Origin of the sequence: Nocardia sp. NRRL S-836, assembly GCF_001279525.1 — a bacterium.
Classification (GTDB): Bacteria; Actinomycetota; Actinomycetes; order Mycobacteriales; family Pseudonocardiaceae; genus Lentzea.
In genome coordinates, this window is record NZ_LGDY01000047.1 from 72,663 (window position 1) to 85,060 (window position 12,398).

General features: G+C 66.9%; 8 protein-coding genes and 1 pseudogene. 5 read left to right on the forward strand and 4 right to left on the reverse strand.

Features of this window, described 5'->3' with window-relative positions; genetic code table 11:
- Nucleotides 1-185: 185 nt before the first annotated feature.
- Complete coding sequence (locus ADL03_RS06560; RefSeq protein WP_157528153.1) at nucleotides 186-1,667, reverse strand: pentapeptide repeat-containing protein; 1,482 nt, start codon at nucleotides 1,665-1,667, stop codon at nucleotides 186-188.
- A gap of 2,202 nt (nucleotides 1,668-3,869) precedes the next feature.
- Here ADL03_RS06560 and ADL03_RS06565 point away from each other — a divergent pair.
- The gene (locus ADL03_RS06565; protein WP_053732453.1) at nucleotides 3,870-5,609 is read left to right on the forward strand and encodes a hypothetical protein; all 1,740 of its coding nucleotides are present in this window, start codon (nucleotides 3,870-3,872) and stop codon (nucleotides 5,607-5,609) included.
- A gap of 163 nt (nucleotides 5,610-5,772) precedes the next feature.
- Here ADL03_RS06565 and ADL03_RS06570 read toward each other — a convergent pair whose 3' ends face one another.
- Nucleotides 5,773-6,396 carry an Imm1 family immunity protein gene (locus ADL03_RS06570; protein WP_053732454.1) on the reverse strand — a complete coding sequence of 208 codons (624 nt, stop codon included), beginning with the start codon at nucleotides 6,394-6,396 and terminating at the stop codon, nucleotides 5,773-5,775.
- Nucleotides 6,393-7,133: a DddA-like double-stranded DNA deaminase toxin gene (locus ADL03_RS06575; RefSeq protein WP_157528156.1), complete on the reverse strand. Its 741-nt coding sequence runs from the start codon at nucleotides 7,131-7,133 to the stop codon at nucleotides 6,393-6,395. The genes ADL03_RS06570 and ADL03_RS06575 overlap by 4 nt, the downstream gene beginning before the upstream one ends.
- A 268-nt stretch (nucleotides 7,134-7,401) precedes the next feature.
- Between ADL03_RS06575 and ADL03_RS50705 the strand changes: the two are divergent.
- A pseudogene (locus ADL03_RS50705) lies at nucleotides 7,402-7,596 on the forward strand (IS481 family transposase); the annotation flags it as partial.
- A 181-nt stretch (nucleotides 7,597-7,777) separates the two neighbouring features.
- Here ADL03_RS50705 and ADL03_RS06585 read toward each other — a convergent pair.
- Entirely contained in the window at nucleotides 7,778-10,294 is a 2,517-nt protein-coding gene (locus tag ADL03_RS06585) for a hypothetical protein (RefSeq protein ID WP_053732457.1), read from the reverse strand.
- Nucleotides 10,295-10,537: 243 nt separating this feature from the next.
- Here ADL03_RS06585 and ADL03_RS06590 point away from each other — a divergent pair, with 243 nt between their 5' ends.
- The 3 genes from ADL03_RS06590 (at nucleotide 10,538) to ADL03_RS06600 (ending at nucleotide 12,352) form a co-directional block, all read left to right on the forward strand.
- On the forward strand, nucleotides 10,538-10,738 hold the full coding sequence (locus tag ADL03_RS06590; RefSeq protein WP_053732458.1) for a hypothetical protein: 201 nt from the start codon (nucleotides 10,538-10,540) through the stop codon (nucleotides 10,736-10,738).
- Nucleotides 10,739-11,084: 346 nt separating this feature from the next.
- Complete coding sequence (locus tag ADL03_RS06595; protein ID WP_053732459.1) at nucleotides 11,085-11,276, forward strand: hypothetical protein; 192 nt, start codon at nucleotides 11,085-11,087, stop codon at nucleotides 11,274-11,276.
- Between the two features lie 122 nt (nucleotides 11,277-11,398).
- Entirely contained in the window at nucleotides 11,399-12,352 is a 954-nt protein-coding gene (locus tag ADL03_RS06600; protein ID WP_157528158.1) for a hypothetical protein, read from the forward strand.
- Nucleotides 12,353-12,398: the final 46 nt, after the last annotated feature.

Consider the following 12,398-nt stretch of genomic DNA (forward strand, 5'->3'; position numbering starts at 1 on the left):
GCCGCGCCGATGGCGATGGCGCGGCTCCGTACACGTGACAGGTTTCGCCGCGAAACCTGAAGCGACCGCCGATCCGGTTCCGGAATTGATCGCGCTGGATGAGCCTCGACAGTTCCCTGACCTACTAGAGCGGTGTAGGTGACTGGACAGCGCAGCGGTCACCTGCCTTACCGAATTCCGTCGAATCAATCACGCCATAACCAGTTCAACCAAAAGTGCTCCCAGTGAATGACTTCAGGAACAGGGACCAATCGCCCCCAAAAGGCGTCGTCCTTAGTCATGGTCCAGCCTCTCGGCCACGTGTTCCGAGACGGGTCCAGACCAAACGCAGAGACCAGAGTCCCATGGCACGTAGCTGGTTGTGATGTAAAAGTCGCAAGGAACCCGCTCGTGTCAAAGAACTTAGCGCCGTCGAAATTGGCGTCATCGTTGAATGTCGCACCATCGAACCCCGCATGCCTGCGGAACGTCGCGCCCCGGAAACTCGCCTTGGCGATGAATTTCGCGCCAAGAAACATGGTCGAGCCTTCGAATGCCGTGTCGCCAAACTTGGCTTCATAGGCGAACTCCGCACCGTGAAATCTTGCCCAGGATTCGAAAGTCACGCCCTCAAAAGAGGCGTAGCCGGTAAAGGTCGCGTCATCGAACGTGGCGCCACCTTTGAAGACTGCGCCTTCGAACCAGGCATTACGAATGAACAACACACGTTTTGCACGAATGTTCGGTATGCGGCAACCGCCCAAGTCGAAGTCGATCAGGGTTGCTCCGGTGAGGTTGAGCTCGGGAATTTCAGGCCAGAAGTCACGAGACTCACCGTCGTCATCCGGACGTGGGCGTAGGTGCTTGAGGAGGAGGCTCTGCACGGTGAGTCGGACGTCGAGTTCCAGGCCTGCCTCGAAGTGCGCGGCCAAAGGGTCGGGTGGTGTGGCGGTGGTAGCAACGCCTGGAGGCCGTATGCCGATGCGTCGGATGGAGTTGCGCAGAAGCGGGCGGGGCACACCTGCAGGGTGACGTGCGGCCACCAGGGTTGCTCGTGGCGATGTTGTTGCCGATGGCGGGCTGTAGGGCTGGCGTAGGTAGGCGCACCAGATGTTGGCGATCGTAGGACGCTGGTCGGGGTTGTCCTGGCCGAGGCGTTCCAACGCGTAGAGCCCGCCGAGCCGCACCGCCACCGTCGTTGAGCCGAGTTGCTCCACGGCTTTGGTGTAGAGCTCGGTGACCCGGCGGGCCCTCGCATCGTCCTCGGTGTGCGCTTGCGCGTGCAGCTGGGCGCGCAGGTCGCGCTCGGCGGTCATCTGGCGGCGCACCGCGAGGTACAGAGCGAAAAGCGCGACCCCGCCTGCGACCGCGCTTAACGCGATCTTCACCGCGTCCAGCTTTGCGGTCACGACGTCTTTGCCGCTGATCGCCGCGTTCGGGTCCGTCCTCAGCGCGGCGGCGCGTTCCAGCCAATCCAGTGTGAACCACAAAGTCCCACCAACCGCGAGCACCAAGATGACCAGTCCCAGAGCCGCGACGTGCCACGACGGCCCTGGCACCCGCCACGACACCCAGTCGCGATCCCGACGGGCGACGAGCCGATCGTTCGGATTCGGCCGCCGCTGGGACGAGCGGCGCCAAGTCAGCAGGTGATACCAGCGGGAACGTTCAGGTTCGGAGACGGTCATGCCTCTACGTCGTCGAAAAGTCGCGGTCTGCAACGCGGGCGTGCCCACGGCACCTAAGGAAGTGACATTAGACTGAGAGTGATCATGCACATCGCTGTGGGACAAAGGCGCAGCGTTTGCACCCGCCCCCGGTGTGCAGCAAAGGATTTACCCGCAACATGACACCCTCGGCCAGTCCGCGGTCGATGAGGTCGTGGGTGACCTGCGTGAAGTCTTGAGCGGTGCACCAGCCGGGGGAGGCGAGCTTTTCGGCAAGCTGGTCAGCTTCGCGCTCATCCCGTGATTGACGTGCAGCCGGACGAGCACCGCCAGGTGAAGCGCTGTCGGCACCGACCGGTCGAACAGCGCCGCAGTATAAGGCACGTACCCCGTCAGCTGCGGATCGAAGGGTCGGACCGCGCAGAGCTCCGCCAACTCATTCCTCCTGCAAGACGTCTGTAGCCAACTTTTGCTACGACCCGCCAGTCAACAGCGGCAGCGCCCTGCGCATCGCCCAGGACGTTGCTCATCGGAGCCGGCGCCACGCCGCCGAGTATGTGGTGGGGTGCCGCACGTGCAGCACCCCCTACGGCTCGGGCCTATCGTGATGACTGTCCGGTTTGATCGGTGCGCCGCGCTACCGCGGTGCCGTGTCCCGTCCCACGGCTGAAGCGATTCCAGCTGCGCACCGAGACGCGTCCGTTGCACCACGGCGAGTTCGCGCCACACATGTAGCGCCCTGGCAGTGGTCTCGCCCGCCAGAGCAATCCGCTCGTCGCGGTCTCTTGCGAGCAACTCGCGATCATGTGCAGACACGGTGACGGGCCGGCCGCGTTGAATGCAGTACTGGAGGATCACGCCTCGGCGCAACCACGATCGCAGGATTGGCAGTGCATACGCGACAAGCTCACCGGCAAGCATCTCCTACTTCGGTCCTTTGAAACCGTCTCGCGCCAGCTGCTCGACGAGCTTCGCGTCCTCGCAGCGGCGCATCCGGCTCCGGTTCGGCGGAGCCGCCGTCACCGATGACCGCGGGCTCACCACCGATCTCGACGGCCATCACGAGTGTGCTGATCGAGGCGAGCGAGGGTGAATGGGACCGGCTCGCCATACTGCTCGATCAGCTCGAGCAGCAGGCTCGAGACCGTGGCCCCCCGTGAACTCATCGAATGCCTGTTCTTCGGCGACTGCGGCCGCACTGAATCCTGAGCCGCCTCCATGGCCGGACGCGTCGAGGTGGCAGACGACGAGCCGGAACACCGGGATCGAAGATCAGGCCGAGCGGATCGACGCCCAACCACACCCAAGCAACAGGCCCTTTCACTCACTGCAAGCCACTGACCAGGGCTTATCATGTCCCCCTGGTTCATCAGCGGTCCGCACTACGAGAAGAGCACGACAGCGTTCGTCGCGTGAACGAGCCGCACGAGTCCAGGCCTCGCAATCCCCACACTCTCGGTGCAGATTTCGGCCCCTTCTATACCCCCTAGCGGGTGATGCACTGAACGCTCTTGATATTACACCCCGGTTGACCTGCGCTTTTCTGGCAAGATGATGGCGACCGGGATCACCCGAATGGCCGCATAGTCGGACTGCGCTATCGAAAGTGGCCGGCAAGGATTCCCGGCGCGGCGTGCAGTAACGCACGTAGGCTGACCTGCGGATTTCATGCTTGGCGATGTTGATATCCCGAATAAGGATAGGCCTGACCGATCATCCACTTACCGCCTGGCGCACCGCGTTCGTTTCTCGTCGTGTGATCGGCCAGTGGTCGGCTTACATCGCCATAGGGTTCGAGGTACCGCGCCGCAGGTACGGACATGCGACCGGGCGGCACCCGAAGTGGGGGCCGCCCGTTGCGGATCACGCGGACGTCGAACGTGCGTCCAGCAGCCCGGTGTCCATCGCCTCACCGCCGCGGTGATCCAGCAGTTCTCGCGAGGCGGCTGTTGCTGTGCAGGCTGGCAGCCGTCTCGCGCGCTCGAACCGAATCCGTTGACGGGAAGGACGTGCAAGTGACGATAAGACGAGCACGGCGAACGACGCCATCCCCACGCAAGGCGTTGTGCGACGACCAAGCACCGACGTGCGCCGAACAGCACTCGACACTGATCAGCGTGACTGGTCGAATGCTGACTAGCTGGCCTGATACCGCGCGATTCCTGCTGGTACTGGCCGTGTTCGTCACATTGGTCGGCGGCCTGTTGTGGCTGGTGCCGCGCGGTGGCGCACGACCTGGTCACGATGAGCCCTCGTCCGGACGTCCTGGAATGTGCCGTGACCCGTCACGCGGACGCGGCGCGCGAGGCAGTCGCCGAGACATTGCTGATGAGTGGACTGGTCGTGTCTCGCGGCAAAGGCCTGGTGTTCCGGCACCGCACGATCGAGGAGTACCTGGCCGCGTGCCACGTTCTGGCCACCCATCCCGATCCGGTGAAGCTGCTGGAACCGGGCCAGCGCGAGTGGCCAGACCATGGCATGAAGGTGTTCCTGGCAGCCCAGCTCATCCAGTCGGGTACAGATATCCGCAGACAGCTGAACAGGACGACATGGCCACTGTTGCGGGCCTGGCACCTGGGGTTCGTCCCGGCGCTGGTCCGGCACGGCGCGAACGTCGACGACAAGGTCCTGCGGCGGACCGTTCGGGTGCTCTCGCGGATCGTCCGGGTGCCTTCTACCGGCAAGGAGTGGCTCCAGCACGTCCAGTGGCTGCACGAGATTGACCATGTCGCCACCGCGGACGTGCTCAGGTCGATGATCGCACAGAAGGAGAAGTTCGACGCGAACCGGTTGTTCGAGGCCGTTCGCTACCTGATCGGCATGGACGCACATGCCAGTCTCAGGGACATCCTCGCTTATCTGTCCAGTCCAGACATCCGGAAGATCGACCGGACTGGGGTGGCAAAGGCCCTCCACGAGACGGACCCGGAGCTGAACATCCGGATCTTCACCGAACTTGCCACCGTTCCGGAGCTCCAGGCGTCCGCGATCAGCATCACGACTGCGCACGACCCGGCTGCCGGGTTCGCGCTGTGGAGCCGCAAAGCACTGCACTCCAGCGAGAAGAGCCCTGGTGAGCAACAACACGAGTTCGCTGTGTATCTCGTCGACCAGGCTGGCCACGACCCGGCGATCCTGTTGGATACGGCAAGGCGTCGCGACGTGCCCGAGCGCAGCCGTGTGCTCGCGGCGCTGCGCAACCACGTCGAGCAACCTCAGCGCTCGATGGAGGTGCTGGAGGACGTGATCGAGTGTCAACGTGGGCTGACAAGCATCAGGTATCTGCGGATGATCTCGGAGTCCTGCGGTGTGGCGGCCCTCGTCAGCGCCGCTCTGGACTCCCGGGAAGCCGACAACTTCCGGCTCACCATGGCGAAGGAGCTGCCCGGTCCCGAGGCTCTCGACGTGTACGACCGACTCATCGACGACAGGTCATTCGGCTCCGGCAGTAAGTTGGAGGTCGCACGGCTCCTCCACCTGTCCCATCCCGCACGCGGCCACAACGCGTTCGAACGGATTGCGGACCAAAGCCACATCGACGCCGGAATAAGGCTGAAGGCGTTGCGCTCGAACGATCACGAAGCCTGCTACCGCGCCTGCGAGGAGATCGTTCACGACCGCGGCGTCGCCCTGCCCGTCCGCGTGAGAGCCGCGATCAAGGCAAGATTCTCGTTGCCTGACAAGAAGAACGCGCTCTTGGAGATCCTCTTGCGGGAGGAATGTGGTGACGCGGTGGAGCCGTCCTTCGACAAGCTGCTGTACTTCGGAGACTCGGGGCGCCGACTGCGCAAGGTGGTGCGGTCCACTCTGCCGGTGACCTACCGTCTGGCCGCGGCCGAGCTCCTCCCCACAACCGACGCCGGCCAGGCAGATGCGTACCGGGCGATCGCCGACGACACCCAGCTTGACGACCGCGTCCGCGAGGAGGCACGACGAGAGATCTACCGGACGTTGTGGGGCTGAGCTGAGGTTACGATCACGGGCCACGTGTGGACTGTCCGCTCGCACCGAGCAGCAGTCCACGCCCGCCGAACGCACCCGTGTGTCGCACAGCGCCGGCGAGCCGCCGGATGCCGGTGGTGCTCCAGAACGCCCGCGCGCTGTGCTCAGCGGCTTATGACGTCCGTCAGTAGGTCTCGAATGGTTGCCACTGCACGGATTCCGGCCGTACGCCGGTCTGCGCGAACTCGAGCAGTGCGGCCCGCGCCAGCTCTACCGGAATAATCGCGTTGCGCGGAAACTCGGTGTCGTTAGCCGCGTCCACGTACAGAGTCGGCACGTCCGCAGGTGCGACGTTCTCGGAGCAGGTCACCCATGCCCGACGTTCGAGCGTGACGTCAAGGCCGCGTTCTTCCGGGAAGCTGACGTCCACATCGAACGACGGCGCCTGGCCGACGTTACGCATGACCATCAGCTCGATTTGAAGGCCCGTCGGGCGCGACTCCTCCGGCAGGTTCTCCCTCACCCAGTGCTTGACCATGCGCACCGCCCGTTGCGCGTCCTGCGGTCCGAAGTAGTGCAGCGCGACATGCTCACCGGTCGGTGAGACGTCCAGTTTGAACATCCGGTCAGGGATCTTCGCGGGGCCGAACCTCGGCAGCTCTCGCGCCGCGATCTGCGTCGGGTGTGGCTGTCGTTCCTCAAGGATCGCGGCCAGTGCCCGCTCGAGGTCGGATTCGGTACGGACCTCGACCGGCTCCGTGGCGCGGTTCGCGCCGTTGTAGAAGTAGAAGTCCAGCGTGTAACTCACCGCGCATCCCTTCCCTGGAACACGTGCGAACCTACCGGATCGTGCACGATCAGCCTCTGACCTGGTTGAAGGATGTACGGCAGCGTCGCTCGGCAGCCCAGCATGCCTTCGCACACCTCCTTGTTCACGACCAGTTCGACCAGGTTGATGCCCGACTGGCGCATCCGCCAGGCGACCTTGGCCTCGACGTGTTTGGTCACCTCCGCCTTCTGGCCAGGCCACAGCACACCCTGGACGGCCAGATGGTCGTTGATGCGGTCGTGTTCGCCGTCGGCTTCCCTGCCGCTCTGCACCACGTCTGACTGCCCGTCGGCATCCCGCCAGATGCCGCTGGTCTTGTAGTCCGGCAGCTGCGATCGCGCCCAGGCAACCCAAGCATGGCTCTTGCCCAGGCCACCACCCCGGCTCCCGGCGCCCGCACCAGCTCCGCCGCCACCGCGTCCACTGGTGTCAGTACCACCCCCGCCGCTCCCACCGGAGTTCGGCGGGTCGGTCGACGCGAATGCACCACGTATCCGGGCAACTCCCTCGAGCGCTGTCCGAAGCACATTGATCAGCTTCTGCGCGCCCGACCGCACCTGCTCAAGCTGAGCGAGCACCACCGCGGCATCATCCTCAGCCGTGCCCGCGGACGCAGACTTGACCAGGGCCTGAGCATCACCGGCCAACTCGCAGACCTGCTGCAACATCGCGATGGCCTGGCCAGCCTTCTCCCCCACTCGGTCCAGCTGCGCCACGACCTCCGCGAACGTAACCACACCGGCCCCTTCCCCGACGTGGCCCGATCCTGGCACGGGGTACCGGCAATCAGCTGAGCCACAGCACAGCCGCATGGATATGACCGTGCTGCTCGGACCCCAGACTTCACCTCGTCACCGTCCAAGGCGCCTGCGTGACCGCCGCTGACCTAGCTGTGCTCGGGCGGCATGGTCGAGGTCGAGGTCGAGGACCGCATCCTCGCCGTGCGGTGGGAGGTACGGCGAGGTTGCGGTGCACCTGTGCGGCCTGCTCGGGCTGCCGGCCTCCACGATCGGACGGATCCTGCACCGCCGCGGTGAGCCCGCACTGGCCGCGGCCGATCCGATCACCGGCTTGCCGATCCTTCGCCACCACACCGGCATCCGCTACGAACGACCTCGGCCCGGCGACCTGCTGCACGTCGACGTCAGGAAACTCGACCGCGTGCCCGACGGCGGCGGCACATATGTTCAGCTCACCGGCGCTGTCGGCGCCACGTTCGGCTACACCGGGCAATGGCAGCGCGTCGAGCACGTCGCCCCGCACAGTTGATCAACCTCGCCACGCGCACGATCAGCGGGGTGTCCGGGGTCGAGTGAGAGGGGCTTCTCTTGGGTCCCTGTCCCAGTGCGCGGTCTACGCATCACTCGATAGGTCGCACGTTCGACGCATGCGAGCGGGCACGGTGCAGGGCGGTGACCGCCCCTTCCGTTCCCGCCGCCACCTCCCGCTCCAGTTCGTTGGTCTGCCCCGATTCGGCCAGAAGCTCCACCAAACGGGCGGCGGCGTACCCGTCGCCGCTGTCGGCGCGGGTGCGTAGCTCCTTCACCTGCCCTTGTCGGGCCAGAAGGTGTGCCATCGGAGCGGCGGCGACCCGGTCACCCCTGTCGACGCGGGGCCGCAGCAGTTCGATGGCGGCCTCGGCCTGCCCTCCATTGGCCAGCAAATTCACCAATCGGAAGAGGGCGTACCGATCGCCGCTGTCGACGCGGGCACGCAACACCTCCACCTGTCCCTGTTCGACCAGCAGGTCCACCATCCGGATGGCGGCGAGCTCGTCGCCGCTGGCGGCGCGGGCACGCAACTCCTCCAGCTGACCCTGCCTGGCCAGCACATCCACCATCCGGACGGCGGCGTACCGATCGCCGTTGTCGGCGCGGGCACGCAGCTCCTCGAGCTGGCCCTGTCTGGCCAGCAGGTCCACCATCCGGATGGCGGCGTCCTGGTCGCCGCGGTCGGCAGGGGGGCGCAGCAGTTCGATGGCGGTCTCGACCTGCCCGCCTTCGACCATCAGGTCCACCAACCGGAAGACGGAGGGCCGGTCGCCGCTGGCGGCGCGGGCACGCAACACCTCCACCTGCCTGTGTCCCGGATCGGTGTACGGGTCGGCACGAGGGCGCAGCAGTTCGGAAGTGGTCTCAACCTGCCCTTGTGCGGCCAGCAGGTGCCTCAACCGCAATTCGGCGTACTGGTCGCCGAGGTTGGCGCGGGCACGCAACACCTCCACTTCCACCGCCCCCTGCTTGACCAACAGCTCCACCAATTGCTCGGAGGCATCCCGGTCGCCGAGGTCGGCGCGGAAACGCAACGCGTTCACCGGCGCCTGCTGGACCATCAGGTCCACCAACCAGAAGACGGTGTACTGGTCGCCGCTGGTGGCGACGGCACGCAACACCTCCGTCTGCCCCTGGGCGAACAGCATTGTCGCCAACTCGAAAGCGGCCTCGTCGCTACCGCTGTCGATGAGCTGTTGGTAGAGGCTGACGGCTACGTGTTCGCGGCCGCGGCGTGCGGCGTTGTGGGCGAGACGGTCGGTGTCGTCGGGATGGTGGTGGCGGATCAGAGCGTGCCAGGCGGTGTCGGGGAGATCTTCGGTGCGGCGGACGCGCAAGGCGTGCTGGTGCAGGTAGTCGGCGACCCGGTAGCCGGCGATGCGTCCCATCTCGGCGGCGACGGGGATGAGGGCGGCGGTGGCGCCGTGCAGCAACGTAGTCGCGTGGTCCAGGGCGCCGTCGAGCCAGTCCGCGGGTGCGGTGGCCACCTGCCGCTCGCTGAGGTAGCCGGGTACGGCGTCAGTAAGGTACTCGCGGGTCAGGGGTGCGTGAGCGCCGACCCGGCGGGCGTCCAGTGCGGCGGTGATGACCGCTTTGGCGTAGGCGGGTGCCTGTTTCCAGTGGCGGATCAGTTCCGGGCCGGCGGCCATCACCTGGGTGAAGCCGGCATCCGGGGTGTCGAGCGCGACCCGGATCCGGCGATCGGTACCGGCGAGATCCTCCGCGCGGCGCCGCTCGTCGGCGCTGAACGCACCGGACACGTCGAGCACGTCGGCCAGGCCAAGCAGCCGCCGGTCGTTGGCATACGGGTCCGGCCGATCACGGCCTGGCAGTGCCACGCGTTTGCTGCGTTCCTCGGGCCAGCACGTCGCGGCCAGCACCACCCCCGCCTCGATCAGGTCGCGGACCAGTCCCGCCGGCACGCCCCCGGCGAAGTCGAGGTAGTCCTGCAGCTCGTCGAGCCACACCACCGTCCGCTCGGCCGGATGCGTGGCGAACTCCCGCAGCCCCTGAGCGTCGCCGGGATGCAGCAGCCACCAGTCCGGCAGCACCGCCCGCACCGCCTCGAACAGCGCGCGGGTCTTGCCCACCGAGGACTCGCCAACTAGCAGCACGAACCCGCCTTGCTGTCCGGTGACGGTCAGCGTCGTGCGCAGATCGGCGTCGAAATCCCGCGGCACGTACGGCGGCAGCTCATCATCGAGACCGGGCCTGATCGGGCCGGGCCCGGCCGCCGGATCGACCTGAATCGCGGCGTGCACTCCCACCAGCCGCGGCCGCGCGTCGCGGACCCGCACCGCGCCCGGCGGGCGCCGCTGGTGCTGGCGGGCGACCCGCTCGAGCGCCTGCAGCCACGGCCGCTGCGCCTCCTCGCCGTGGATCCCGCACGCCGCCAGGAACGTCTCCAGCGTCTCCGCCTCGGGCACAGACTTGGCGTTGAGCAGATCGCCTGCGGTCGAGTGCGGCAGAGATGGCTGCCGTCCGTGGCGCGTCGGCAGCTTCGCCGCGGCGTTCATCAAACCGCGCAGCGACAACGACCGGTCGCGGCGAAGCTGATCGAGCGCGCCGGCCAACTGATCCAGGGTGGTGATGTCCGCCGGATCCACACCCGCCCTCTCTGTCCTGCCGAGCGTCCGGTGGAGCTCGCCGGACAGCTGTCGGACACCGTACTCACGGCCCCGCTCTGTGCTTCGGTCCCAGGCCACCGGGCGTTGCGCCGACCTGCCCTCGCGGGCGCTGTCCGGGTCCGTACGGCGCCCATGCCGGACGCCACCTCGGGCTGGTCGGCTGTGCGTGGCGAGCATCGATCGGTCCGGCTCGCGTCCCCTCCGGAGAACAGGAACTCGATCATGTGGACGCCGCTGATCACCCTCATCGCGCTGATGCTGCTCACCGCGGCCGGCGCCGCCGCTACAGTCGCGCTCGCGGCCACCGATCACGAGCGCGCCCAGCGCGCTGTGAGCCTACTCAAGATCCTGCTTGGCGCGATCCTCGGTGGCAGCGGAGTGCTCGCCGCAGTGATCCGCCTGCACCAAGCCGGGCTGCTATGACCGCAGGACGATACGGGCGCGGCTGCCCCCGCCCGAGCGCGCGAAGAACCGCGTCGGGTTCCGCAGCGAGCTCCTCGCGGGGTCTCAGCCAGGGACGTGCCGACGAATTTGCACCTCTCGGCGACGACCTCTCAACAGCCACACAAGCGTAGCGAGTAATAGCACTTTGTGGCTGTTCAGAGGTTTTCCGGCCAAGATGATCATACGCGACAAAGCGGAATTGATCAGCGATTCTGGTGATGGCAGCACAGTTCACCGAGCTGCTCGGGCGCCGCGAGGACCGCCCGCATGACGGTAGGACGGAGCCCGGCCGCCAGGCCTGTGCTCGAAGGTCAGGAGCGGAGACATGGGCGTTGGATTCGAGTTCGGGAGCTGGGCGCTGGCCGTGCTCGCGCTGTCGGTGAGCGTGGTGACGTTGGGCGTCGTGCTGGTGGCGTTGATCGCGCTCGCGGCCCGCAAGCCGTCCACGCGCAGGCACTGCCTGCAGGTGCTGACGCATCTCACCCAGTTCGTGCTCGTGCTGCGGGGCAAACGGTGACCGCCGCGGGAGACGTCGGGTTCGCTCAACGGCAGCTCGCGGCCCGCTTGGCGCGTGTACGGGCGCTACGCGAGGCGCGCGACGGAGGCGGCGAACCGCTCTCGGCCGGGGTGCACAGCCGGTTGAGTGAGCTCTGGGAGTTCGGCGGCCACCGCGACCGCGACGAGCCCGGCCGCCGGCCGGAGTTCATCGTCGTGCGCGGCGAGTTCATCGGCACCCGTCCTGATCATCCCTACGGCCCGGCGCTGCCCAGGCTGATCAAGTCCCGCGGCCTGCAGCTGCGCCTGCTGCTGTTGCTGCTGTTCGACGCGCAGTGCCGCGCCGAGCCCGGCGAACGCGTGCGCAATGTGCGGACGATCGTCGGGCCCGCCGGCGAGAACTACCGGACCTGGCGGGAACTGGTCCTCTCGGAGACCTCGCCCACGCGCGGCACCGGCAGAACCGCGCAGGACCTGCGCGTCCGGCAGATCACCGAAGCGCTGCGCGCCCTGGAGGGTCAGCACCTGGTCTCCATCCCGCGTCACCCCGGCGGGCGGCGTGACTACGACGCGTTCGAGTTGCTGTCGGAGGCCAGCACCGCCGATGAGCACCCGCCGTACCTCGTGCCGGAGGCTGGGATCCGCATCCCGCGGCAGTTCTTCACCGAGCTGTGGGTGTTCGCGCTCACCGACACCGAACTGGCGACCTACCTGCTGCTGTCGTTCCTGCGCTGGCGGTTTCCCTCACGCCACCTCGAGCAGGGGGTGTTCGTGACCGCCGAGACGCGTGAGAAGGTCTTCCGAATCGCGCGCGCCACCTGGCGGGCCACCGACCTGCTGCACAGGTACCGGCTGATCGACCGGATGCCCGACCCCCGCCGCCAGTATCGCACCGGCAAGGTCGGCGATCCGGCCAAGCGGTGGGCCAACCGAGAGGTCGCACCCGCACGCTTCAAGATCAACAATGACGCACTGTCCCGGCCGGCGCTCGACGTCATCGACCAGGTACTCGGCGCCCCGACCGCGCAGGACGTATTTCGTCGCGAGACCGGCATGGACATGCCTGGCCTGACGTTTGACTCCACGCTGCCAGGCTGAACCCAGCCCGACCGCGTCGCCCGCCACCGAGCTGGTCGGACGGGCG